The organism is Pseudotamlana haliotis (assembly GCF_008806375.1).
GTDB classification, from domain to species: domain Bacteria; phylum Bacteroidota; class Bacteroidia; order Flavobacteriales; family Flavobacteriaceae; genus Pseudotamlana; species Pseudotamlana haliotis.
Map to the genome: position 1 here is coordinate 110,718 of NZ_WAAT01000052.1, position 23,670 is coordinate 134,387.

Genomic DNA, 23,670 nt, shown 5'->3' on the forward strand with positions numbered 1-23,670 from the left:
TTTAGGAGTAAATACCACCATTTATATTAATGACTTCTCCCGTAATATAAGCCGATTTTTTAGAAGCTAAAAATGATACTAAATGTGCCACTTCTTCAGGCTCACCAAAACGATTAGCTGGCACGAGTTTTTTCAACTCTTTTTCATTCAATTCTCCTGTCATATCGGTGTTAATAAATCCTGGAGCCACAGCATTTACGGTGATATTTCGTTTAGCAATCTCCTGAGCTAGTGCTTTTGTAGCTGAAATTACAGCACCTTTAGCGGCTGAATAATTGGTTTGGCCTGGGGTTCCTTTTAGTCCCGATACAGATACTAAATTGATAATACGTCCATATTTATTGACTAGTAATTTTTGAATCAGGTGATTGGTCACATTAAAGAACCCGTTTAAACTGGTGTTGATGACATCATTCCAATCTTCTGGTTTCATCCACATGAATAAACCATCTTTAGTAATGCCTGCGTTGTTTACTATCACTTCTATAAGCCCATTCTCATGATGGTCTTGCCATGAATCTAAGGCTTGAGCAACTTCGCTAAGATTAGATACATTAAATGGTAATAGTTCACCAGTGCCTCCAGCTTCTTCTACTAATTTTAAAGTTTCTAAAGCGGCTTCTTTATTGCTGTTATAGTTGATGATGATTGGGTAGTCTGAATCTTTGGCCAATTGCACGCAAATGGCTCTACCAATACCTCGTGACCCTCCGGTGACTAAGGCGTATTTTGTTATGACTTCCTTCTCTTTCATTATGCAATATTATTTTCGTGGTTCATAATAAAGGCTTTCACCTCATTTACATAAGGGTACATGATAATATCGTCCTTAAATGCAGGCACGATTTTTCTAATCGCCTCGTATGCTTTTTTAGTTTTTGAAGAGATTTTATCTTGAACCTCTAAATATTCAATGGCTTGAACGATGGTAATCAATTCAATCGCCATAACTTCATAAGCATTCTCTATAACCTTTTTTGTTATGAGCGCTGCATTAGTTCCCATACTCACAATATCTTGATTGTCGTTGTTATTTGGGATACTGTGTACGTACATTGGGTTAGAAAGCGTTTGGTTTTCTGCAGTTGTTGAGGTTGCCGTAAACTGAACACCTTGCATACCAAAGTTTAAACCTAATGTTCCTAAATTAACAAAAGCAGGTAAGGTATTATTAAGGTTTGGGTTTAATAAATAGTTAAGTTGACGCTCGGCAAGCATGCTCATTTTAGTAACGACCAATTTAAGTTTGTCCATTTCTAAAGACACGTAATCTCCGTGAAAGTTTCCACCGTGATACACATGTTGTTTTTCAACACTCACGATTGGGTTGTCGTTTGCCGAATTCACTTCTTCCATTAAAATGCGTTCCACATCATTTAGGGTGTCTAAAACAGGACCTAAAATTTGAGGCACACAACGGATAGAGTAGTATTCCTGAACTTTTTCTTCAAAAACCTTAACATCAGGGTTTTTATTATATAAGAATTCTTCACGTTTTCTGGTTAATTGTGAATCGCTTAAGTGCTCACGCATCAGTTTAGCGATTTCACGTTGGCCTTTATGTTTTTTTGACTGGTTTAATTCTAGCGATAAATGGTCATCATAGGCCTGCATGATTTCATTAATGGCTGAAGCACATAAAATCCCCCAGTTTAATAAGCGTCTGGTGTTTATGGTGTTTACAATACCAATACCAGTCATTACTGAAGTACCGTTCATAAGCGCTAAACCTTCACGTAAAACTACAGAAATAGGTTTTAGATTTTCAATTTCGAAAACGTCTTTTGTAGGTTGCAATTTGGCTTTGTAAAACACTTGGCCTTCTCCAATTAAAACAAGGGCTAAATGCGCCAATTGTACCAAATCTCCACTGGCACCAACACCACCGTGCTCATAAATTAATGGAATAATGTTTCTATTAATCAATTGGTTCATCAATTCGATAACCGATTTGTGAACGCCTGAATGTCCTAACGATAGCGTATTTAAACGAGCTAACATCGCTGCTTTCACATATTGCGGTGGAATGAAATTTCCCGTGCCAGAAGCGTGACTTCTAATTAAATTATATTGTAGTTTTATACGATCGGCGTCGTTGATTTTATATTGAGCCATGGGCCCAAAACCAGTATTCACGCCGTATATGGTTTTGTTATCTGAAAAATCTTTTAAAAAGTTAAAACTGTTTTCTATAGTTTGATAAACACTCGGGTCAATTTCTAAAGGGTTATTTTCAAAAATAATTTTATAAAATTCTTCAATCCTGAGCGTGCCATCTAGTTTTAACATCGATATTGTTTTTATGCGTGAAATATTGTTTTAATAACGGCTTGTAAAGTAGTTATTTTGGTGTGCAAATTTAGAATAATAAATGATTTTATACTAAGAAGATTTTGAGACTCTTAAAAGTAAGGTTTTAGGAAGGGCTTTTTACTATGAAAAGTAGTCCTGTATATGGTAATTTTTAGTGGAATTTTGAGTATTTACCGGATGTAATAGAAAAAGCACTGATTAAAAATTGAAAAATGCTTTAATCAGTGCTTTTGTATTTAATGCTATAAGTGTCTACTAAGCTTAGATCACTTTGTTTATTTTTTTAGCAACTTCTTTGGCCAGCTTGGCATAAGCTTCAGAGATGCGGTATCCAGAGTTGTAATCATAACCCATGGCACCTTGACCTTCTACTTTAGTGATGTCTGCAGAAAATAGAATTTTACTAGGATCATTAGTTTCATAAACTGAAACGGTTGCTTCTATTTTTGCGTTTTGGCGCATCACACCAACGTTGTAACCCGCATACATCATGTTGGTTTTTACAAGCATGGTATAAGGAGCTTCAACATCTTTAGCTACTTTAACTTCATCATCATCAAATCTTTTATTAAATGATTCAATGAATTTTGGTTCATAGCGGTCTTCGCGGTCATCAAACCAAGATTTTTTGAAAACCTCACCAGCACCAGCTTCTTTTTCTTCTCTTTTAGACATTTTATCTTCCAAGAATTCCTCTTCAGAGTCGTATTTAGGAATCTCTAGGTTGCTGTAGTCGAAGGTTAAAGCGTAAGCATTGATATCTTTTAAGTCTTTAAAACTACCTGTTTTTACTTTGATTTTCTGCGCATAAGTAAAGCTTGTAAAAAGGCAGATTAATGCAATAGTAAGATTTTTTCTCATTTTTAATTTAGGTTAAATGGTTAGTTGTTTGCTAATATATAGAAATAAGTGTACGAATTGTTTTATTGTTTGTCTTTTATTTCATGACATTACATGTCGCATAAAGCATGGGTCAATTGGGGTAATTTTGGGGTATAATAATTATAGAAAGTCAAAGCGATTTGTTTTAAGTCGATTGCTTTTTAATTAAACCTCAATGTTATGAATACTTTAGAAGTCAACAATGAAACTGAAATTTTAGGATACAATTTATTTAAAATTACGTATTTAACCTTATTTGTGTTTAGTTTAAGTGCTCTTACCATACATTTATTACTAAATGGGTTTTAGTAAGAAGAAGAAAAATTAATTTATAATTATAAAAAGCTCCTAAAAGTTTAACTTTTAGGAGCTTTTTTTAGGAATATAATGATTCCCTTTATGTTATGCTTTTTTAAGCTTCTTGTTGAAGTATTTTTTTCGTAACCAAAAGGATACGCGCACTAATAGTATTAAGGCGGGTACTTCTACCAAGGGGCCAATAACCCCTGTGAAGGCTTGCCCAGAATTGAGTCCGAAAACCGCAATAGCTACGGCAATAGCTAATTCAAAGTTATTTCCGGCAGCGGTAAAAGCAACTGCAGCGGTTTTATCATATTCTGCACCCATGGCTTTTGTAAAAAAGAAGCCAATAATAAACATCAGGGCGAAGTAAATAAGTAAAGGCACTGCAATGATTAATACATCCATTGGGATTTCAACAATCAATTCCCCTTTTAGTGAAAACATCACAACGATAGTAAATAGAAGCGCGATTAAAGTTAAGGGCGAAATCGCAGGAATAAATTTATTGTTGTACCAATCTTCACCTTTTAATTTTACCAAGACCACACGGCTTAAAATTCCTAAAAGAAAAGGAATACCTAGGTATATCGCAACACTTTCAGCAATGGTAGCAATAGAAATATCTACGATAGCGCCTTCAAATCCGAAATAAGGAGGTAAAACCGTAATAAAAATCCAGGTGTAGAAGCTATAAGCAAATACTTGGAAAATACTATTTAAGGCTACTAATCCAGCGCCGTATTCTGCATTTCCTTCCGCAAGGTCATTCCAAACTAAAACCATGGCGATACAACGGGCTAAACCAATAAGAATGAGCCCTACCATGTATTCTTCTGGGTAATCGCGTAAAAAGGTTATCGCTAGGAAAAACATGAGTACAGGACCCACAATCCAGTTCAGAATCAGGGAAATCGACAAGATTTTGGTGTTTTTAAAAACCTTTGGAAGTAGGGCATAATTCACCTTGGCAAGTGGCGGATACATCATTAATATGAGTCCGATTGCTATAGGAATATTTGTTGTGCCAACGCTAAATGAGTTTATAACATCTGGAAAAGAAGGTGCAAAATACCCAATACCAACTCCTAGGGCCATGGCTAAAAATATCCAAAGCGTGAGGTAGCTGTCCAGAAAACTTAATTTTTTAGGAGTAGCCATTAATTAAGAATTTTTTATTTGATTGAATACATAAAAGAGTTCACCTGCTATTTGTAAGCTTCTTTCGTTATATTTTTCTGCCTGTTGCGGTGTGTTGTCAAAAGCCTTTGGGTCTTCAAAAGTCAACGGAATTCGTTTTTCAGCACCGGCAATAAATGGACAACCATTATCGGCTTGTGAGCAGGTCATGATGGCCGCAAACTCAGAAGACGGGTTGAATTTAGCATCCAACTTTTTAGAAAAACCAATAATTGGGTGTGCGTTCTCTGCGTATTTAATGCTGTACACCGGGTTTTTTCCTTCGGAAAGGGTTTCTATTTCAAATCCAGTATTGCTTAAAGTTTCAGCAGCCATTGGGAAAAGTGCCGTGGCTTCAGTTCCGCCAGAATAACAAAATACATTTTTGATGTTAAAATGATAAGCCAGCGTTTGTGCCCAAACTTGTGATAAATGACTACGGCGTGAGTTATGAGTACAGATAAAGTTGATGCGAATATCTTGATTGGCATCTACTTTGGCTTGTATAAAATCGATAAGTGGTTGTAAAGTTACTTTACGTTCTTCTGAAATACCTTCAACGTTTAATGTTGAAATTCTGCTTTCAATGTTCTTAAAAAGGCTCATTTTTATTTGATTGTATTTAATGAATGATTGCGCGGGTTTTGTGGTATTGGGCTTAGCAACAACCACTGCCAGGTGTGCAGGAGTTGGCAGTGTTGAATTCAGAGAATTTTATTTTTGGTTTCTCTTCCGGAATACCACAGTTGTCTTTCGCAAGGCAATCGGTTTGCTTGGTGGTAAGTAGAAAGTTGGTGCCGTCAAAATCTAATCCATATTTACCAATGGTTGTATCTTGATATTCTACTTCAATTTCTAAATCACCTATTTCAAGGGTTTTTTCTGAAAGTTCTATAATGTGTAGTAACTTCTCTGGGTGTAATCTGTGATCATAATCATTGGCATTCCAAAGTTGAAAATTAACAACTTCTTCTTGTCTAACTGTGCCGCCACAGTCTATGAAATGTTTGGTGATTTTACCAACTTCAGTGACATGAAAATGGCTTGGCACTAAGGTTCCGTTTGGTAATTGAAAACCAATTTGTTCTAAATTTTCGAGTTTGTTTTTTACTTCTGAAAGTGTCATAACTATATTGTTTTATTGCGATATCGCGATTAATGAGTATAAATTTTTTAGCAACAATCTTGTTTATTAGGGATGTCTTGGTCTAAAAACTCCGACATTACCGTTTTCATCGTAGCCCATTTTTCGTGGTTAATGCAGTAGCAAACGCTAGTGCCTTCAACACTACCTTTTATAAGTCCTAATTGTTTGAGTTCTTTGAGATGTTGTGAAATGGTAGGCTGTGCCAAGCCAATTTCGTTGACTAAGTCACCACAAACACAAGAGTTTGTTTTAAACAAGTATTGTAAAATAGTCACACGGGCAGGATGACTAAATGCTTTTGAAATTAAAGAAATTTCGTTTTGTAAATCGGTGAACATTTCTGTTTTTGCTAATCCCATGAGTGTTTCTATTTGTTCATTGCAATATTACGATAAATATATGGAATGGTTGATTGTTTTTGTATTAAATTTTCATATTGTTTTTTCATTTAGTTGATAACTAGAATTTTAAATGGTTGTCTCGAATGATTTAAAACAAAAAAAGCTGTTGTAAAGAAACTTACAACAGCTTTATATTTTAAAACACCTTTAATTGAAGTCGTCATTTACCTCTTAAAAATTTTCCTGAGTATATATTTTGTTGAGTAATTTGTTACCAACCATCTTAAATTTGTAGGAATCCAATTTACAGGATTTAAACTCTCGGTATAATCTTGTTTTAATGTTTTAAATTCTTCTAGGGCGATTTTACGTTCTAAATCTAAAATTTTTAAATCGCGTTCCAAACTGTCTGTATCTTTATATGTTTTCATATTAATTAAAAAACTTTTCAGAAAGGGTTCTCACTATAAAATTACTTATATGTTTTCTGAGCATATAAGTAATTAAGGAAATTAAAACAAAAAAGGCGCCTACAATTAAAAAGCCATGGGTATAGTTACCTAAAGCCTTACCAATAAGAAATGCCACTGCAATAGCTATAAAAGTTAAACCAAGCAATAACATACTTCCTATAAGCAAGGTTTTAAAAACGATACCAAATGACGTGGTTAATTGCTGAAATATTTTTAGTCTATAGTACTCGTAAGTCGTATGAAAAAACTTTTCACTTACTGCTTTTGCTTTTTTATTAGTACCGGCTAAAGAGTCGTTTAAACTCATAAATGTTTATGATTTTTGTAAATTTTTATTCTTCTCTTTAAGATCCTTTAGTTTTTTCTCAAGTGTTGAAATCACATCTTCTGCTTTATAACTTACATCAGTCATAATAGATTCTACATGCTCATCTAAACTTTTTTTCTGAGTAGATGCTGTGCTTAAGGCTTGCTCTTTTAACTCATGGGCTAAGTCTGAAATCTTGTGTTTAGCCGTATCAGCTTCATCACTTAAACGTTGTCTTGTATTTACCCCTTTATCTGGAGCAAATAAAATTCCTAAAACGGCTCCAATAGCTGTCCCTGCTAAAAGTCCTAAAAAAGTGTTACCATTATCATTCATAATATTAATGTTTTAAAAGTTAATGCAATACAAGAATACAATATACGAAATGATTTAATGATTTAAAAGAATTTCAAGCACTAAAGTAAGTGTTTACTTGCTTTAAAAATAAATCAATAGCGATCTTCTTGTGTAGAGTAAATGTATGGCATCACGGTGCTATGACCGCCGACATGTAATGTCGCACTGACAGCTAGTATATTCGGTTAATTTTGTCTGAAAATAAAACAGACCATTATGGTAAATATACTAAGAAATAAGCGACACAGGTTAGGTGTAAAATCGAATTCAGACTTTCCAACATACCGTATGGATTTAAATAATGAACAGTTAGAAGCTATGGTGCATACCTTTTTAATGGTCATGATGGCCGATGATGCTGTTTTTAATTTGAATATGTACAATTATATTCAAGAACAGTTTGAGTCATTAAGCTTTAACATTAGAGAGGCCTATGTGCACAAATTTGCTCCTAAAGCCGATGAGCAAGCCTATGAGGTTCTTCGTGAATTAAGCGATACCCAAAAGGTATGGTTTGCGACTGCTATTTATGGTATGCTTTACCGATTAGGTGATACGCCTTCAGAGCTACAAGCTAAACAATATAATATTGTAAGAAAAAAGGCGTTGAATACTTATATGAAGGAAGTGACACTCTAAATTTATTTATGAAGTTAACCGCATTATCAGCATTTAAAAATCTTCAAAAGGGCGGACTGTTTTGTTTTAAAGAGATAAAACAGTGGCTACTAGATTATGATGCCGATTTTAAAGATGTAAAATACAATTGGCATTGTCCTAATTCTGGTTGTCAGCATAAATTTACCGGTTGCTGTACCTGTACTTCAAATCATGAGGCCTACCTTTTTATTAGCCTTTATGAACAGCTGCTTGAGTTTTCATATTATCATAAATACGAAGCTTATGCTTTTGATGAATTGGAGGATTTTGAGGCCGTAAAAAATGATGAAACTCAAGTGAAAGTCTGGGTGATTAAAAACGAAAATATTGCTGGAAATGCCTGTTTTGAGTTTTTAATGAATTACTATAGTTATAGCGATAACCCTAGGAATTTATTAGTTGTTGATTATCAATTACTCGGCTACAATGTATTTGTAAATCAAGAATTTTTCAAGTCACTTATACAATTCTTACAGACTTTTGATGAACTTTTTTGGGTCCAAAAAATATATCCAGAAAGTGATATTTTGTGTGTTTTTGATTAGAGTACTTGCTGTATAACCAACGACCAAAACTGGGATGTCATTATTCTAAACTTATATAAAGTTATTGAATCTTCCAGTTTAGTGATGAGATGCTGAATCAAGTTCAGCATGACGCCCTTCTTTCATTAAAGCACTAAATTGACCACCGTTTAGAAAGTTAATCGTCAAATAAAAAATGATTAAAATTGCCTTCAATAAATCGAGGCGGATAATCTAAATTCAATTGCTCCTGTAGGACTTTATCTTCCCAAACATTTTTGAGTCCGATTTCTAAATTCAGATCGTAATTATCATCGCGTTCGGTATAACCGCATAGCACATAGTTTTTGTTTTTTAAATCTCTAAAATATCTAAAAAATTGTGCCATGACATAAAAAATGGTTTCGTTGCAATCACCTGTAATATCATATCTATAATAGATAGGACGCTCCATGTGGCTAGGGTCAATTAAATCACTTGCCCTTAAATCTTTATTGGTAATTTCGCGATTTCGTAGTTTCTGGTATGTCGCTTCATTAAGCGGTAAAACAATACAGTGCCCAGCATAATAGCCTGTTTTTCCTGTATAAACAAAGTTTAGTTCTGGTAATAGCCTAACTGCTTCACTAATTAAATCGTTATTTACATAAGTATCATCTTTATGCTGAGAATCTATAAAGTGATCAATGTGTTTTAGATCTAGGTCACAATCAATAGTCCTTATATTTTGTGTAATTAGATCGATTTGATCTTTATACCAAGCTAAATTTGGTAATTCAGTACTTTGTTCGGAAAGTGAAAATTTCCTCGTTTTAAAACTATAATACGTTGGTATAGGTACAGTAGCATTCAGATTATGAATGAGTTGGTAGGGCATTAAAGTAGCTAGTACAATATCTTCTTCTTTTTCAGATTTCACTAGGGTTAAGTTCTTTTCCCAGCGCTGAATGGTTCTTAAGTCAACCTTAATACTAGCAGCAAAATCACTTTGTGACAGGTCGTTAAATTCGCGATAATCACTAAAGAGTTCGCCTATAGAATAATATCTTTTCATTAGTTGGTTAAAATGGTGACTAAATATACTAAAAATTCATCATGACATTTCGTGTCGCATTCATAATCGGTATGTGTACTTAAATTTGCACAAAGGATAAAACCCTTTAATATAGGTTGTTTTAATACCAATTGTGATGAATCAAAATATTGAAAGTGACAAATATAGGCCAATTACGCCATTTGAGCGTAGTATTTTCTTATATCTGCATATGTTGTCTAAACATAGAAAGCATGATTTATACGGAATGGCACCAGCTTTGTCAAGTGCATTTTTTATTTCTTTAGAGGAAGCAGAAACTTTACTCGCGCAATGGATGATGAATTTTAGAGATGATGGACAGTATCATATGATTTATGCAACTAAGGAGTCCCTACATGAATAGTAAAAATTAAATATTTAAGATGTATATGCTTTTACATAAATTAAGAGAAATAGAAAACGGTATTAGAGACGAAGGCGCTTCAAATACAAAAGAGTTGATCGCGGCATTAACACTGAAGGATCTTTTACTACAAATCGATTATAATTCAGAGCATATTTCAGATTTTTCGTTAAATAGGATGACTGATTTATTAAATGATTTAAAAGGTGATGATTTGTCTGATGTAGAAGCCTCGTTAGTCAAGCAGCTGTTAGATTAATGAGAGATGGTTAAGACACAGTATGTCGCCATAAAAACCTAAAAGCCTTCGTAAATTTGTAAGGTAATAAAAGGAAAGAAAAATATAAGTTTTTAAGATTAGGGGTTAATTAAAAATTAGAACGGGATTAATAGCAATGAAAGTTTGATTTTTAAGTTTGAAGCGGGTTGCGGAATTTATTTTCGCGGCCCTCTTTTTTGTTTTAGGTCACCAGTTCTTTATTTAAATTCAGTATCGTAATATGTTGTGGCATCTTGTATCATTTGGTCTAAGTTTTTCTGTTCTAGAGTCACTTTGTCACTGTCCCAATTTAGGTAAGCTTTTAAATCTTTTAATATAATCACACGATAGGTTTGTACACTTGGCAAATCAAAATATAAGCGTCCCGAACGGCGGACAAAAAAATCACTTAAGCTTGTGGCCATTTCGTAATGAATTCCAAACCAAAGTTCTGCACGAATGAGACGTTCGAGTGGATTTTCATTTTCAAAGTCATCTATTTTATTTAAAATGATTTCAGCTTGTTTACCGTAATGAAAACATAAATACCAGCTTTGATACCCATCTTCAATACCTATGATCTTTAGTTTTTGTTGAAGTGCCTTTCGGAATTGCTTCACCTTCTTATTTGAGGTAAGAGTAGGTTCAATCAAAGGAATTGATTCGGTTTTCGAGCTTTTAAAACCTGCTTTTGCTTCAGAAGAAAATCTGTCTAAAACAGCTTCTAGGGCACGTTGGGCCATTTTTCTATAACCTGTTAATTTTCCTCCAGCGATGGTGATTAATCCGGTGTTTGAAATAAACAGTTCATCCTTTCTTGATAATTCTGAAGGAGCTTTATCATCTTCATGTATCAGTGGTCGTAATCCTGCCCAATTCGATTCTACATCATTTTCTGTTAAATGTAAGTTGGGGAAGTGGTTGTTAATGGCGTGTAATAAATAGTGCAGGTCTTTTTTAGTCGCCACAATGCGGTCTTTGCTTCCTTGGTAATTGGTGTCGGTGGTGCCTACATAAGTAACGCGGCCTCTTGGAATGGCAAAAATCATGCGCCCGTCGTCAACATCAAAGTAAATCGATTGTTTTATAGGTAATTTATGCTTCGGAAATGTGAGGTGTACCCCTTTGGTGAGATGTAAATGTTTGTGATTGATGGACTGGTCTTTAGTTCTCAGAACATCGGCCCAGGGGCCAGTGGCTGAAATGTAACTTTTACCCTTGATTATAAACGTTCTGTTCTGGATGTGGTCTTTGCAGTCTAGACTTTCAATTTTAGATTGCCCATTGTAATTGAAATCTTGCATTTCACAATAATTGACGATGACGGCACCAAAAGAAGCTGCGCGTTTTAGAACTTCTATAGTTAGTCGCGCATCGTCGGTACGGTATTCGGCATAAAGTGCACCACCTATGGTTTTGTTTTTATCAAGTAAAGGTTCTTTTTCTAAGGTTTCAGTTTTGTCGAGCATGATGCGACCATCCTCACCGTGAACATCGGCTAGAAAATCATAGACCTTTAAGCCTATAGCCGTCATTATTTTTCCATAAGTGCCACCTTCACTTAATGGTAAAAGCATTTTCTCAGGGCTGACTAAATGTGGCGCGAGTTTATGGACTATAGCACGTTCTGAACCAGATTCGCGTACCAGACCCACTTCAAATTGTTTCAAGTAGCGTAGGCCCCCATGTATGAGTTTTGTTGATTTATTACTGGTTCCTGAGGCGAAGTCATTTTTTTCAATAAGACAGACCTTCATGCCTCTTGAAGCTGCATCTAAGGCAATGCCAGCGCCTGTAATTCCACCACCAATGATTGCCAAGTCGAAAGTATGAGTCTGCAACTTGTCTAACAAATGGCTTCTGTTTAAGGCTGAAAAAGGCTGTTTAGCTTGTGGCATACATTAGAGCGTCTTGTCGAAAGATGTTATTTTAAGAATTTTACGGTGGTATCAACGACTTCTTTGAGTTGTTTTGGCATCTTAGATTCGTTCCAAGGATGCGATGCTCCAAAGACGTGGTTGGCACCTTCAATGATTTTTAGGTGACTATCAGGTTTCCATTTTTGAAGGTTTTTTGCTTCTTCTATTAAAACACTGGTGTCTTCATCACCATGAATTATCAGTAAAGGTTTGTTCAAATTTGAAACGGCGCGTTTTATATTCAGGCGGGTTTCATGGGCTTTAAAATCTTTGTAAAACTGATAAAAATGCGGCATTTGTTGTTTGGTTCTGCCGTTTTCAACATATTTTACCCCTTCTTTTTGCCACAGTTCTGAATCTCCTGAAATGGGGTAGCGATTACCGTAATCACTAACTCCAGCCAAGCTGATGACTTTTTTTATGCGATCGTCTTCCTTAGCAGTAATAGAAACAATTCCGCCAGCACGACTATGCCCCATAAGGTTAATTTTATTAAGGTCTAGCTCACCTTTATAATCAGTGTTTGTAGTAATCCAATCTAAAACACTTTTTAAATCGTCTAATTCTTTTGTGTAATTATTGTTTCCAAAAGCCTCTAAATCTGGAAAATCTATGGGTTGTTCTGGGGTTCCGCCGTTATAGGCGAAATTAAATTTTATAAAAAAGAAGCCCGCTTCCGCGAAAGCGTTTGCCATAAGATTCCAAGCGCCCCAATCTTTAAAACCTTTGTAACCGTGACAAAAAATAAGCACGGGTTTTGGACTGTTGTTTTCGGTAAAAAACACATCGGTGACTATGGGTTTATTGTGTTTTCCAGGTATTAGAATGTTCTTTTTTATGTTCATACTACAGTTCTTTTTCGGTGAAATCGGTATTTGGGTCACAAATTTCTATGATGAGAGTCTTTAATTCTGCTTCAAATGCTTCAATGGTTTCTTCTGAAATCAAGGTGTTTTTTGTACGACTTCCAAGTTCTTTTTTTGAGAATTTTAAAAAGCCAGAACTTAAATTTTTAAAGGATATGATGCCCGCTTCAAGAGGTAATGTTAGGGCTCCCGATTGCTGCATCATATAAGCATAGGTTAAAACCTGAAAGCTTTTGCTGTATTTTTTATAGTCTGTGGTTAGGTCTTCCCAACCTTCAACTTGTACTTGGTTTTGTTCTACTTTTCCTGTTTTATAATCTATAATTCTCATGACACCATTGCATTCATCTACCCGGTCAACTTTTCCTCGTAATCGTACTGGAAAATCAAGCTCAGGGATGTTTACTAGTACATCATTATCGGCTTCAATGGCAACGATTTTAATTTTATTTCCTGCTTTTAGGCTATTGATTTCTAAATCTAAGAAATTTAAAACATAACGCTTGGCGATTTCTGAAATGATGAGGTTCTTACCTTTAGTAATGTCACCTTCTTTGTATTCTTCTTTAAAGTGGTGGGATACACGCTCCTCAATTTTAGATTTTAAAGCATTAATGATATCTATAGTGATAAAAGCGTTTTCTAGCGGCTTGTAAAAGTCTTCTAGCGTGTTGTGAACAACAGTTCCTAGGGTGTTTGCCGCAACAGTTTCTTCAACATCGTTATGGTCTTTAATTTTTAAAATTTTCTGATAATAGAAATCAATAGGGTTGCGCATGTAATTGGTTAGCGATGATGGCGAGAACCCTTGACCCGCTAATTTGGTTAGGTCAGCGCATAATTCTGGGGTTTTCTTTATAACCTTGAGCTTTTGCTCTATAATAGGCACTTGGGGCGCTATAATATGTTGCTGGATGTTATGTATGTCTTCAAGTTCCAATTGTGTAATAAATCTACTTTTTTCACCTGCGGTGAGGACGTCGGCTTCAGTATTGTAAAGAATATAGACATTTTTAGCGCGCTTTAATAAACGGTAAAAGTGATAGGTGTAAACCGCGTCCTTTTCCTTGTAAGTGGGTAATTTGTTTTCAAGTTTTACATCATAAGGAATAAACGAATTGTTACTTTTTCCTGAAGGTAAAACACCTTCATTAACCGAAGATATGATGACGGTTTCAAAATCTAAAACACGTGATTCTAACATCCCCATGACCTGTAAGCCTTCTAAGGGTTCGCCTTGAAAATCTAAAGATTCTGAACTTAATAGTTCGTTGTAAATGCTATGCAAGGTCGAAACGTCTTTAATATGCTTATGAGTGTCATTTAAACTGATAAGTTCATTGAAAAGTTCGTTAAAGCGGAATAAATACTCCAAAGCAAGTTTGTCAGCTTCGGTATTGGCGTTCAAACAGGCTTTAATGGCCAGTATGAGCTTTGTGCAGTTGTTTAAGGCTTGGTTGATACTAGTATTCCAGTTTGAAAACAAAAATTCGATAACCTCTGAAGCAGGCTCGGCAATTTGTTTCAATCGCGAAACACTTAAATACACCAAGTTATTGCTGTCTATAGTTTCAATGAGTTTCGTGGCATAATCGGTATCATCAAGAAGAAATAAGGGCCTTATAAACTGATGCGATATGATTTTTGTAAGGTCCTTGAAATAGAAGGACTTCGAGCTTGTTTTGTGAAGGCGAAATAAATCTTCAAATAATGATGCTAATGGAATGGATTTTAACGGAAAACCCATTGTGATGTTTAAAGCCTTAATGCTGTTCGGTATCGAATTGAGTACAGGAATAAGTAGATTTTCATCGCCTAAAACTACAGCTGTATTTTCTAAGTGATTATTTTCTTTCTGTAAATCCTTTAAAATGGTCCCTATGTATTTAGCTTGGCCGATATTTTTGGGAATGCCATATACAGATATATTCTTAGAGTCAGTATAGTTATTAGTAATCCATTGGAATGGGTTGGTGTTAAAGTAATTCCAATTGGTTTTATGCTGCCTTGTAAATAGGGCAGCATCATGTAGTTTGTTTTCAAAGAACACTTTATCGATGTCCCAGTAAATTTTAGCCAAACCATGATCTAGAAGGTCTTGAATAATGATTTCTTCAGCGGTATTTAGGGCATTAAAACCTAAAAATACATGTTGAGTTTTATTGTTGTTTTGGATATAGGTTTTTACTTGAGCGGCGGCTTCTCTATAAATGAGGCCTTGATATCCCCAATTATTTTTAATAAGGTGTTTTGTGAAGTGTTTGTAGTAATCAAAGAGCTTATTCCAGAAGGCTAAATAGTTTTTAACGAACTCTGTCTTTGGTTCTTCTAGTGACCAGTGTTTTAAATCTTCAATAGCTGCTAGGTATTCAAAGATATGTTCTTGTGGAATGAGGTAACGGTCAATTTCATTAAAGTCTTGAAGTAAGATTTGTGCCCATTTGGAAAAGGTTTCAAAGGTGTCGATTTCATCACCTTTTGAAATTTCTAGGTATGAATTGTAAAACTCAAAGAGCAGTTCGGTATTAGAAATGCTTTTAAGCTGAGCCATTTCTTCAACAAACTCTTCTATACTAATAATTCTAGGTGCAAATAGGGTAGCATCTAAAACTTCTGGGAGTTGATGTTTTAAAAATACACCGGCTCGTTTGCTGGGTAAAACAAAGGTAACTTCTGATAAGTTGGTTTGATTCTTTTTTAAATCTTGTAGTACTTCAAGGATGAATGTTGTCATGTTATAAAAATAAAAAACGCTTCGGTTTCCCGAAGCGTTTTTCTTAATCTATTTTATAACTTTTTAAAAGTGTCTTATTCTTTTACTAAGTTAATTTCAACACGTCTGTTGTTTGCTCTACCAGCTCTTGTTTTGTTAGTATCGATTGGTTTAGACTCTCCGTAACCTTTAGAAGATAATCTAGATCCATCAATACCATTTTTAGTTAAATAATCTTTTACAGAGCTAGCTCTATCATCAGATAACTTAAGGTTTAAAGATTCGCTACCAACACTATCAGTATGACCTTCTATAGTAAACTTAGAGTGAGGATATTCATTTAAGATATCAATAATGTTTTGCAATACTTCAGCTGAGTGCTTTTTGATAGTTGCTTTACCAGTATCAAATAAGATTGTTTTAGCGTAAGCATTTAAAGATTTTTGTACAGCCTCAGATAATTCAGGACATCCGTTGTTTGCAACAGTACCTGGAACTTCAGGACATTTATCATCTTTATCTAATACACCATCACCATCAGTATCTGGGTAAGGACATCCAGCGTTAGCTGCAGGACCTGCAACATCTGGACATTTATCATCACCATCAGCAACACCGTCACCGTCAGCATCAGGACAACCGTTTAATGCTGCGATACCAGCTACTGTAGGACACTCATCTTTATTATCAGAGATTCCATCACCATCAGTATCAGGACATCCGTTAAATTCAGCTGTACCAGCTTCGTTTGGACAATCATCTTTACTATCTTCGATTCCATCGCCATCAGCATCAGGACATCCGTTAAATTCTTTTAATCCTGGTACGTGTGGACAAGCGTCATCTTTATCGTAAACACCATCACCGTCAGTATCAGCACCACCAAATCTGATAGAGATACCAGCAGTATGTTGGAAGTGAGAATATAAGTAATCTTCGAAAGAATGTTTGTAAGCTGATTGAAGAGTTAAACCGATATTTTCAGTAAACCAAATGTTAGTACCAATTGTACCATTTACAGTACCAGCACCAATTTCGTCTACCCAAGTGTAACCACCACCAAGAGCAACAAAAGGATCAATTGTAGTTCCTTCTAAGAAATTATATCTAATGATACCATCAAGACCGTAGTAAGAATCATCACTGTACATTCCGTCTTCATCATCTCCAAACTTAGAGATTTTGTTTAATGAACCAGCAACACCAAAAGTAAGACCACTTCCGATATATTTAGATACGGTAATTGTTGATAAAGATGGTAAGATATTCCAGTGGTCAGTCGCGTTAAAATATTCGTCGAACCATTCACCTCTTGGAGCATCTTCACCTACAGGGTAGAAGTCTACTGCGTTTGCCCCAATGGAAATTTGCCATGGGTTGTTTTTGTCTTGCGCATTTACGTTGCTACAAACAAGTACAAGCAACATAGCGAACAATAATCTGCTAAGATTTTTCATATTCAAAAGTTTAATTTTAAGTGTTAATTGTAAACAAAAGTAAGTTGTTAATTGTTATTAACAAAGACAAATATATAAAAATATTGCACATATAGGTGTTGAGAACTTAAGTTTACACGGCCTTTAAGCATAGTTAAGAGCGAGTTTAAATAATTTTTAAGTCTTTACCAACCTTTGTAAATGCACTAATAGCCTTGACTATGTGGGCTTTAGAATGTGCTGCTGAAATTTGTACACGTATTCTTGCTTTTTCTTTAGGGACTACAGGAAAAAAGAAACCAATCACATAAATTCCTTCTTTTAATAGTTGTTTTGACATCTTTTGAGCAAGTTTGGCGTCATATAGCATTACAGGGACAATAGCTGAGTCGCCATCTATAATATCAAACCCAGCGTCTTTCATGCCTTTTTTGAAGTAATTGGTGTTCCAGTCTAAGGTGTCTCTTAATTCGGTGTTGTTTGTGAGCATGTCAAATACCTTAATTGAAGCGCCTACAATAGCTGGAGCTAAGGAATTTGAAAATAAATAAGGTCGGGATAGCTGACGTAATAAATCAATAATTTCTTTTTTACCTGTTGTATATCCCCCCATGGCACCGCCTAAGGCTTTACCTAGGGTTCCAGTGATAATGTCAATTCGGTTAAGTACGTTCTTTTCTTCTAAAGTACCGCGGCCTGTAGCTCCTATAAATCCTGCAGCATGACATTCATCAATCATAACTAAGGCGTCGTATTTGTCGGCTAAATCACAAATTTTATCTAAAGGAGCAACTAACCCATCCATTGAAAACACACCATCGGTTACAATGATTTTAAATCGGGCTCCGCTGGCGTTGGCTTCAATAAGCTGCTTTTCTAAATCGGCCATATCGTTATTTTGATAGCGATATCTTGCTGCTTTACATAAGCGAACACCATCGATGATTGAAGCATGATTTAAGGAGTCTGATATAATAGCATCTTCTTTACCTAACAGAGGTTCAAACACACCACCATTAGCATCAAAGGCAGCAGCATATAATATGGTGTCTTCCGTTTGGTAAAAACCGGCTATTTTTTGTTCTAATTCTTTGTGAATGTCTTGGGTGCCACAAATGAACCTAACCGAACTCATACCGAAACCATGGGTGTCCATAGTGTCTTTAGCGGCTTGAATCACATCTGGATGTGATGATAAACCTAAATAGTTATTGGCGCAAAAGTTTAAAACGGTTTCACCAGTATTAAGCGTAATTTCAGCACCTTGAGCTGAAGTTATAATACGTTCCTCTTTATAAAGACCGTTATCTTTAATCTCTTGAATTCGTTCTTGAAGATGATTTTTCAGTTTTCCGTACATTTCGTTGATTTTTTTTCAAAATTAAACAACTTTTATGGTAATTTCATAATTTGTGTAGATAAGAATCTTCTTTTTTACCTTATAATTCATGTCTTCAAGCACATCCTGATAGACCTGTAATTGTTGGGCGTGTTTTTTGTCTTCTAAACCTGTTTTGTAGTCGATAATAACGGCTTCGTTTCTATTATTAATAACTACACGGTCGGGTCTGTATACCATTCCGGTTTTGGTGATAATATCACGTTCATTATATATGGTGTGTTTATCGGAGTAGTAGTGCTCTAAATCAGGGTGATTTACAATGCGCAGCACGATTTCTTTTAACAAATTGGCTTGTTCATTATTTATTATGGCCGATTTTAAGTAATCTGAAATAACTTTGTTCACATCATCTTTGGTGTGAAGCTGAGCCATGATATCATGAATGAGGTTTCCTTTTTCAATAGCATCTTGCTGATGGGTGTCCCATAAATAACCTGATTTTGTGACCACCTTTATATTATGGTCTTCTTTAGGTGTTGAAATAAATTCTTGCTGAAATTCGGTGTCTTTTATTTCTGAAGAAGCTTCCGATGTTTTTTGTTGATTTCCGAAGCTATAAAGCAATTGCGCATCTTGCCACAAACCTAAATGCTGCAAGTAAGTAATTAGGAGTCCGGAGTATTTTTTTGAATTAGCTTCGCCTTTGGCGGAAATATCTTTGGTTGAGATCACATACAACTGTTCTACAGCTCTAGTCAGTGCCACATATAAAAGGTTGATGTTATCCAGTTCTTGTTCCGATTGATGGCGGTTGAAAATGCTTAAACCTTCGTCACCAAAATGTTCAAAATCCTTGTTGTAATTTAATAAGGTGTGTGAAAGTCCGTTGTATTTTTCAGCATCTATTTGAAACCATTCCCTTGGTTCTACCTCGCGGTACATGTCTAAATCGGCATAAGGAAAAATAACCACTGGAAATTCTAAACCCTTAGATTTATGAATGGTCATGATTTGAACAGCATTTTGGCCTTTTGGTGAAATGATACTCAGGTTGTCTTTTTTCTTTTCGAAGTATTCTAAAAATCCTGAAATATCAGAACCTTTCTTTTGTGAAAAATCATGAATAAGGTCTAAGAAAAACTGTACGTAGGCGTTTGAGTTTTTAACTAAGTTGAAGGTTCTCACAAGGGTTTCGGCCAAATCATAGAGCGGAAGCTGTAATAAAGCCGTTTTTGAAACGTAAATATTGAAGTTTTCAAAGCTTTGAAATAAGTCTTCTAGCGGAAGATTGATGTGTTTTATAAAATAGTTATGCTTGTTTTCAATTTGGAAATGTTCCGTTAGAAAATCTAAAACCTTAATTTTTATTTCATAGTTTTTAGGTTGCATTAATAGGGCCAGCAGGTTGTTTATGAAACCAACTTCGGGTGCGTTATTAATGAGTAAGGTTTCAGAAGAAATGATAGGAATATTGTGCTGACTCAAATAATTAGCCACGGCGACCCCTTCTTTTTTCTTTCTGACTAAAACGCAGATTTCTTTCAGCTGAAAACCATTATCCAGGCATTTATTAATTTTTTCTAATGTAGCTTCAGGAAAAAGCTCGTCTCTGTCATCATCTTTTTCAATATCTAAAAAGTCGAGTTCTACGTAGCCTTCTTTAGTTTTGGTGATGTCTTGAGAAGCACTGTCGTACAAGGCTTCATAATCATCGTGATTAAATACCTGATGTGCTATAAACTGAAACAGGCCGTTATTAAAGTTTACCACTTGCTTATAACTTCTAAAGTTAGCCGGTAAATTTTCAACTTGTTTTTCAATATGAAACGGATTTTCACTATTGAACAAACCAATAAACTGTTCAGCCTTTCCACCACGCCAACGGTAAATGGCTTGTTTGGCATCGCCTACCAGCATGGTGCTTCCGCCTTGAGCAGATAAAGAATTTCCAAGAAGCGGAATTAAATTCTCCCATTGCATCACCGAAGTGTCTTGAAATTCATCAATAAAATAGTGTTTGAACTTTTCACCAATACGTTCATATATAAAAGGTGTGGGTTGTTCTTTAATTTCGGTACTGATGATGGCGTTAAATTCTGAAATGAGCATTTTGTTCTGCGCCTCTTTCAATGCCGTCAGTTCATTGTTGATGGCGTTTAGAACCGATAATGGGGTGATGTTTCTATAAAAGGCTTTTAAAAACTTAAGCTGAAAAATACACTTTTTAGTTCCGCTAAATAAGGAAGCAATTTGAGGTTGAATGGTTTCAATTGCTAGAGCAGTATCTTTAGAAACACGTTTAGGATAAAGTGTTTTACTTTCTAAATCTTCTTGCCATTTGGCACCGTAAGCGACATTATAATCTTCGTCAGCTAGTTTCTGAAAATATTTTGGTAAATAACCACCTGAAAAATCGCTAAATTCAATACCAGCGTTCTCAATTAATGATAAAAATGCTTTGGCACTATCTGTAATAGTCGTTTCCGTTGTTTTTATTTCCTTTTTAAGCTGTGTTTTTAAATTTTTAAAATCGTCTAAACTGATGTCTTTTAATTTTTCAATGAAAGGGATATCGTTTTCATTGGTAAGCAGCTTGGCTATTTTATTGAAATCGAATGATACATCCCAACTTTTGTCGTCATCGGCTTTTTCTAAAGCAAAATCAACTAGAATTTTGGTGAGTTCGGCATCGGTTCCGGCTTTTGTAATGAGGCTGTCAACGGCTTCAAATAATAAGGCGTCTTGGTCGAGTTCAACTTCAAAATTTAAGGGTAGTTTTAAATCATGCGCAAAGGTTCTAATGAGTTTGTGTGTAAAGCCATCAATGGTTGAAATATCAAAAGCAGCATAATTATGGATGATGTTGTTTAATAAGGCATCCGATTTTTTTTGCAAAGCATCAGGTTCTATTTGGAGTTCTTCACAAATAGACAAAAACATGGGGTCGTTTGCTGATAAAATGCTCGGGTCAGCAAAACGTTTTAGGGTTTCAATAATACGCTCTTTCATTTCGGCAACTGCCTTATTAGTGAAAGTGATTGCTAGAATTCGCTTGAATTGTTCTTTGTAGTTCGATTTGAAAAGAATCTTTAAATATTCCTTAACAAGCGTATAAGTTTTACCGCTTCCTGCCGAAGCATTGTATATAATAAAAGGTGCCGTGGGCTGCATAATAGGAAATTTGCATACAAGATAAAAACTATCGATGGTTTGATAGGTATTTATTATTTTTTATTGCCCGCTTTTATGTGTAAATTTGGTGAAATCAAATATTAATTATTAAAAACAAAAATTATGGCTTTCGAATTACCGAAATTAGGATATGCTTATGATGCGTTAGAACCAAACATTGATGCAAAAACAATGGAGATTCACCACTCTAAGCACCACCAAGGTTATACAAATAACTTAAATAATGCAATTGAAGGAACAGATTTAGAAGGAAAATCTATTGAAGATATTCTTACTAACTTAGATACAAGTAATGCGGCTGTTAGAAATAACGGTGGTGGATTTTACAACCACTCTTTATTTTGGGATGTATTAAACCCAGAAGGAAGAGGAAACTTATCAGGAGAATTAAAAGATGCTATTGAAGCAGCTTACGGATCAAAAGATGCGTTTATTGAAGCATTTTCTAAAGCAGCAGCAACGCGTTTTGGTTCAGGATGGGCTTGGTTATGTGTTCATAAAGGTGGAAAAGTTGAAATTTGCTCTACAGCAAATCAAGATAATCCATTAATGCCAGGAATTGGTTGTGGAGGAACACCAATTTTAGGTCTTGATGTTTGGGAGCACGCTTATTACTTAAACTACCAAAACCGTCGTCCAGATTACATTTCTGCATTTTTTAATGTAGTAAATTGGAACGAAGCAGAAAAACGTTATGCAGCAGCGAAGTAAATCATTTCGCTTCTTTAAAAATAAGTGTTAACATATTAAATCGTCTAGAAGGAATTTCTTTTTAGGCGATTTTTTTGTTTAATTTAAGTAGGAAAAACCTTTACCCTTGTTTTAATTTCGTTTATTTGGAGTTGAAAAGTAATGACTTGTTTTTTATTACCAATACTAACTATGCAGAAAAAAACTATCTCAATTGAAAAGGCGAATCTTTTTGCGCTATTATTTATGGTGCTAACTTCAGCACCTGTAGTTTTAGTTTACTATTTAATTTGGGGTACTTTAAAAGTGGAATTAGTGCCAAAAGATTTTAGTGTAATATTTGTCTTTTTGTTTGTAGTTTTTGCATCCATCGTCATTCATGAGCTCATCCATGGTGCCATATTTGCCTATTTTGCTAAAGATAAATGGAGAAGTGTTAAATTTGGTGTGCTTTGGACAAAGTTAACACCTTATGCGCATTGCCGAACGCCTTTGTTTGTTAATCAATATATGTTAGCCGTTGTGATGCCTGGAGTTGTTTTAGGTATTTTGCCGGTTATAATTGGGTTATCAATAGGCAGTAACATGTTTCTATACTATGGGTTGCTCATGATCATGGCAGCGGCAGGAGATTTTTTAATTTTCGTGTTGCTTCTAAAAACACCTAAAGACAAAAAAATCCTAGATCACGATAGTGAAATGGGTTTTTATGTTTTGGATGAGGATACAAAATAATTATTCATAATGATCTAGTAATGGGGGAAATGAGTTTGAACGGGAAAGTTTTTATTTCGTATTATAATATATTAGCTGAACTTAGATTTTGATGTTTCAAAAGAAATAAATTAAATAGATTTTGGGAAACCTTTGTTTTTTACAATCGTTGCAATGTTTTCTCTTTTAGTGGTAGTTGATTTGGTTGTGAAGGCTAATGGTTATTTAAATTGAATTAAGTAAGTCATGGAAAATAAAAAAGACTATATCATGAGAATGCTTCAGTTGCTGTTTGAGGCCATTTTAAAAATCGAAAAGGCGTTAGATCTAGAGGATGAGGAAGGAGCAAGAAAACAAATAGATTTTTCATACCAATTACTTGGAAAAAATAGAGATTTCTTTCTAATGTCTAGTAGCGAAGTCATTATTACCCATTTGTCATCAACCCACTATGATTTAGCTGTTTTCGAGTATGTCAGTAAACTTTTATACTACGAGTTTTCTTTAAGTAAGCTAAATGAACCTAAGTACCAGAGTTTGCTAAATGCAAAACAATTATTGGAATACCATATGAATAATTCGATGTAATAGACAAAATGGTTGGTAAAAAGTCCCTT

General features: G+C 34.9%; 24 protein-coding genes. 7 read left to right on the forward strand and 17 right to left on the reverse strand.

Features of this window, described 5'->3' with window-relative positions; all coding sequences use genetic code 11:
* Position 1: 1 nt before the first annotated feature.
* The 10 genes from fabG to F6U93_RS14295 all read right to left on the reverse strand — a co-directional run bounded on the left by fabG (position 2) and on the right by F6U93_RS14295 (position 7,278).
* Positions 2-754: a 3-oxoacyl-ACP reductase FabG gene (gene fabG, locus F6U93_RS14250; protein WP_150940897.1), complete on the reverse strand. Its 753-nt coding sequence runs from the start codon at positions 752-754 to the stop codon at positions 2-4.
* Positions 754-2,289 carry an HAL/PAL/TAL family ammonia-lyase gene (locus F6U93_RS14255; RefSeq protein ID WP_150940898.1) on the reverse strand — a complete coding sequence of 512 codons (1,536 nt, stop codon included), beginning with the start codon at positions 2,287-2,289 and terminating at the stop codon, positions 754-756. Before F6U93_RS14255 ends, fabG begins: the two co-directional genes overlap by 1 nt.
* Before the next feature lie 285 nt (positions 2,290-2,574).
* Positions 2,575-3,174, reverse strand: coding sequence for a hypothetical protein (locus tag F6U93_RS14260; protein WP_150940899.1), 600 nt, complete (start codon positions 3,172-3,174; stop codon positions 2,575-2,577).
* 423 nt (positions 3,175-3,597) lie between these two features.
* A complete protein-coding gene (gene arsB, locus F6U93_RS14265; RefSeq protein WP_150940900.1) occupies positions 3,598-4,656 on the reverse strand; it encodes an ACR3 family arsenite efflux transporter in 1,059 nt (352 codons plus the stop codon).
* Between the two features lie 3 nt (positions 4,657-4,659).
* Positions 4,660-5,280 (reverse strand): arsenate-mycothiol transferase ArsC, encoded by a 621-nt coding sequence (locus F6U93_RS14270; RefSeq protein WP_150940901.1) that lies wholly within the window; start codon positions 5,278-5,280, stop codon positions 4,660-4,662.
* Positions 5,281-5,332: 52 nt separating this feature from the next.
* A complete protein-coding gene (locus F6U93_RS14275) occupies positions 5,333-5,800 on the reverse strand; it encodes a DUF6428 family protein (RefSeq protein WP_150940902.1) in 468 nt (155 codons plus the stop codon).
* 47 nt (positions 5,801-5,847) lie between these two features.
* On the reverse strand, positions 5,848-6,180 hold the full coding sequence (locus F6U93_RS14280; protein ID WP_150940903.1) for an ArsR/SmtB family transcription factor: 333 nt from the start codon (positions 6,178-6,180) through the stop codon (positions 5,848-5,850).
* 206 nt (positions 6,181-6,386) lie between these two features.
* Complete coding sequence (locus F6U93_RS14285; RefSeq protein WP_150940904.1) at positions 6,387-6,593, reverse strand: hypothetical protein; 207 nt, start codon at positions 6,591-6,593, stop codon at positions 6,387-6,389.
* Position 6,594: 1 nt separating this feature from the next.
* Positions 6,595-6,942 (reverse strand): hypothetical protein, encoded by a 348-nt coding sequence (locus F6U93_RS14290; protein ID WP_150940905.1) that lies wholly within the window; start codon positions 6,940-6,942, stop codon positions 6,595-6,597.
* A 6-nt stretch (positions 6,943-6,948) separates the two neighbouring features.
* A complete protein-coding gene (locus F6U93_RS14295) occupies positions 6,949-7,278 on the reverse strand; it encodes a YtxH domain-containing protein (protein WP_150940906.1) in 330 nt (109 codons plus the stop codon).
* Between the two features lie 237 nt (positions 7,279-7,515).
* Here F6U93_RS14295 and F6U93_RS14300 point away from each other — a divergent pair, with 237 nt between their 5' ends.
* Positions 7,516-7,938 (forward strand): hypothetical protein, encoded by a 423-nt coding sequence (locus F6U93_RS14300; protein ID WP_150940907.1) that lies wholly within the window; start codon positions 7,516-7,518, stop codon positions 7,936-7,938.
* A gap of 8 nt (positions 7,939-7,946) precedes the next feature.
* Positions 7,947-8,504: a hypothetical protein gene (locus F6U93_RS14305; RefSeq protein ID WP_150940908.1), complete on the forward strand. Its 558-nt coding sequence runs from the start codon at positions 7,947-7,949 to the stop codon at positions 8,502-8,504.
* A 157-nt stretch (positions 8,505-8,661) separates the two neighbouring features.
* Here F6U93_RS14305 and F6U93_RS14310 read toward each other — a convergent pair whose 3' ends face one another.
* Positions 8,662-9,537, reverse strand: coding sequence for a helix-turn-helix domain-containing protein (locus F6U93_RS14310; RefSeq protein WP_150940909.1), 876 nt, complete (start codon positions 9,535-9,537; stop codon positions 8,662-8,664).
* Between the two features lie 211 nt (positions 9,538-9,748).
* On the opposite strand from F6U93_RS14310, the gene F6U93_RS14710 reads away from it, so the two are divergent.
* The gene (locus F6U93_RS14710) at positions 9,749-9,922 is read left to right on the forward strand and encodes a hypothetical protein (RefSeq protein ID WP_191963532.1); all 174 of its coding nucleotides are present in this window, start codon (positions 9,749-9,751) and stop codon (positions 9,920-9,922) included.
* A gap of 25 nt (positions 9,923-9,947) precedes the next feature.
* Complete coding sequence (locus F6U93_RS14315) at positions 9,948-10,181, forward strand: hypothetical protein (RefSeq protein ID WP_150940910.1); 234 nt, start codon at positions 9,948-9,950, stop codon at positions 10,179-10,181.
* 218 nt (positions 10,182-10,399) lie between these two features.
* On the opposite strand, the gene F6U93_RS14320 is transcribed toward F6U93_RS14315, so the two are convergent.
* From F6U93_RS14320 to F6U93_RS14345, 6 genes are all read right to left on the reverse strand, one after another.
* Positions 10,400-12,079, reverse strand: a complete 1,680-nt coding sequence (locus F6U93_RS14320; RefSeq protein WP_150940911.1) for a glycerol-3-phosphate dehydrogenase/oxidase — start codon at positions 12,077-12,079, stop codon at positions 10,400-10,402.
* 26 nt (positions 12,080-12,105) lie between these two features.
* Positions 12,106-12,945 carry an alpha/beta hydrolase family protein gene (locus F6U93_RS14325; protein ID WP_150940912.1) on the reverse strand — a complete coding sequence of 280 codons (840 nt, stop codon included), beginning with the start codon at positions 12,943-12,945 and terminating at the stop codon, positions 12,106-12,108.
* Between the two features lies 1 nt (position 12,946).
* Complete coding sequence (locus F6U93_RS14330; protein WP_150940913.1) at positions 12,947-15,700, reverse strand: PD-(D/E)XK nuclease family protein; 2,754 nt, start codon at positions 15,698-15,700, stop codon at positions 12,947-12,949.
* Positions 15,701-15,774: 74 nt separating this feature from the next.
* On the reverse strand, positions 15,775-17,136 hold the full coding sequence (locus F6U93_RS14335) for an OmpA family protein (protein WP_150940914.1): 1,362 nt from the start codon (positions 17,134-17,136) through the stop codon (positions 15,775-15,777).
* Between the two features lie 145 nt (positions 17,137-17,281).
* A complete protein-coding gene (kbl, locus tag F6U93_RS14340; protein ID WP_150940915.1) occupies positions 17,282-18,475 on the reverse strand; it encodes a glycine C-acetyltransferase in 1,194 nt (397 codons plus the stop codon).
* 21 nt (positions 18,476-18,496) lie between these two features.
* The gene (locus F6U93_RS14345; RefSeq protein ID WP_150940916.1) at positions 18,497-21,628 is read right to left on the reverse strand and encodes a UvrD-helicase domain-containing protein; all 3,132 of its coding nucleotides are present in this window, start codon (positions 21,626-21,628) and stop codon (positions 18,497-18,499) included.
* Positions 21,629-21,751: 123 nt separating this feature from the next.
* Between F6U93_RS14345 and F6U93_RS14350 the strand changes: the two genes are divergently transcribed.
* From F6U93_RS14350 to F6U93_RS14360, 3 genes are all read left to right on the forward strand, one after another.
* A complete protein-coding gene (locus tag F6U93_RS14350; protein ID WP_150940917.1) occupies positions 21,752-22,360 on the forward strand; it encodes a superoxide dismutase in 609 nt (202 codons plus the stop codon).
* Between the two features lie 171 nt (positions 22,361-22,531).
* Positions 22,532-23,074 carry a DUF3267 domain-containing protein gene (locus F6U93_RS14355; RefSeq protein ID WP_191963533.1) on the forward strand — a complete coding sequence of 181 codons (543 nt, stop codon included), beginning with the start codon at positions 22,532-22,534 and terminating at the stop codon, positions 23,072-23,074.
* A 225-nt stretch (positions 23,075-23,299) separates the two neighbouring features.
* The gene (locus F6U93_RS14360; protein ID WP_150940919.1) at positions 23,300-23,641 is read left to right on the forward strand and encodes a hypothetical protein; all 342 of its coding nucleotides are present in this window, start codon (positions 23,300-23,302) and stop codon (positions 23,639-23,641) included.
* The last annotated feature ends 29 nt before the right edge of the window (positions 23,642-23,670 follow it).

Excerpts from the sequence above, each read along its gene's own strand:
- F6U93_RS14290 (WP_150940905.1), bottom strand. The coding sequence starts at position 6,942 with ATGAGTTTAAACGACTCTTTAGCCGGTACTAATAAAAAAGCAAAAGCA.
- F6U93_RS14355 (WP_191963533.1), top strand. The coding sequence starts at position 22,532 with ATGCAGAAAAAAACTATCTCAATTGAAAAGGCGAATCTTTTTGCGCTA.
- F6U93_RS14270 (WP_150940901.1), bottom strand. The coding sequence starts at position 5,280 with ATGAGCCTTTTTAAGAACATTGAAAGCAGAATTTCAACATTAAACGTT.
- F6U93_RS14300 (WP_150940907.1), top strand. The coding sequence starts at position 7,516 with ATGGTAAATATACTAAGAAATAAGCGACACAGGTTAGGTGTAAAATCG.
- F6U93_RS14305 (WP_150940908.1), top strand. The coding sequence starts at position 7,947 with ATGAAGTTAACCGCATTATCAGCATTTAAAAATCTTCAAAAGGGCGGA.
- kbl (WP_150940915.1), bottom strand. The coding sequence starts at position 18,475 with ATGTACGGAAAACTGAAAAATCATCTTCAAGAACGAATTCAAGAGATT.
- F6U93_RS14345 (WP_150940916.1), bottom strand. The coding sequence starts at position 21,628 with ATGCAGCCCACGGCACCTTTTATTATATACAATGCTTCGGCAGGAAGC.
- F6U93_RS14360 (WP_150940919.1), top strand. The coding sequence starts at position 23,300 with ATGGAAAATAAAAAAGACTATATCATGAGAATGCTTCAGTTGCTGTTT.
- F6U93_RS14325 (WP_150940912.1), bottom strand. The coding sequence starts at position 12,945 with ATGAACATAAAAAAGAACATTCTAATACCTGGAAAACACAATAAACCC.
- F6U93_RS14295 (WP_150940906.1), bottom strand. The coding sequence starts at position 7,278 with ATGAATGATAATGGTAACACTTTTTTAGGACTTTTAGCAGGGACAGCT.
- F6U93_RS14350 (WP_150940917.1), top strand. The coding sequence starts at position 21,752 with ATGGCTTTCGAATTACCGAAATTAGGATATGCTTATGATGCGTTAGAA.
- F6U93_RS14330 (WP_150940913.1), bottom strand. The coding sequence starts at position 15,700 with ATGACAACATTCATCCTTGAAGTACTACAAGATTTAAAAAAGAATCAA.
- fabG (WP_150940897.1), bottom strand. The coding sequence starts at position 754 with ATGAAAGAGAAGGAAGTCATAACAAAATACGCCTTAGTCACCGGAGGG.
- F6U93_RS14310 (WP_150940909.1), bottom strand. The coding sequence starts at position 9,537 with ATGAAAAGATATTATTCTATAGGCGAACTCTTTAGTGATTATCGCGAA.
- F6U93_RS14320 (WP_150940911.1), bottom strand. The coding sequence starts at position 12,079 with ATGCCACAAGCTAAACAGCCTTTTTCAGCCTTAAACAGAAGCCATTTG.
- F6U93_RS14260 (WP_150940899.1), bottom strand. The coding sequence starts at position 3,174 with ATGAGAAAAAATCTTACTATTGCATTAATCTGCCTTTTTACAAGCTTT.
- F6U93_RS14315 (WP_150940910.1), top strand. The coding sequence starts at position 9,948 with ATGCTTTTACATAAATTAAGAGAAATAGAAAACGGTATTAGAGACGAA.
- F6U93_RS14335 (WP_150940914.1), bottom strand. The coding sequence starts at position 17,136 with ATGAAAAATCTTAGCAGATTATTGTTCGCTATGTTGCTTGTACTTGTT.
- F6U93_RS14285 (WP_150940904.1), bottom strand. The coding sequence starts at position 6,593 with ATGAAAACATATAAAGATACAGACAGTTTGGAACGCGATTTAAAAATT.
- F6U93_RS14255 (WP_150940898.1), bottom strand. The coding sequence starts at position 2,289 with ATGTTAAAACTAGATGGCACGCTCAGGATTGAAGAATTTTATAAAATT.
- F6U93_RS14280 (WP_150940903.1), bottom strand. The coding sequence starts at position 6,180 with ATGGGATTAGCAAAAACAGAAATGTTCACCGATTTACAAAACGAAATT.
- F6U93_RS14710 (WP_191963532.1), top strand. The coding sequence starts at position 9,749 with ATGTTGTCTAAACATAGAAAGCATGATTTATACGGAATGGCACCAGCT.
- F6U93_RS14275 (WP_150940902.1), bottom strand. The coding sequence starts at position 5,800 with ATGACACTTTCAGAAGTAAAAAACAAACTCGAAAATTTAGAACAAATT.
- arsB (WP_150940900.1), bottom strand. The coding sequence starts at position 4,656 with ATGGCTACTCCTAAAAAATTAAGTTTTCTGGACAGCTACCTCACGCTT.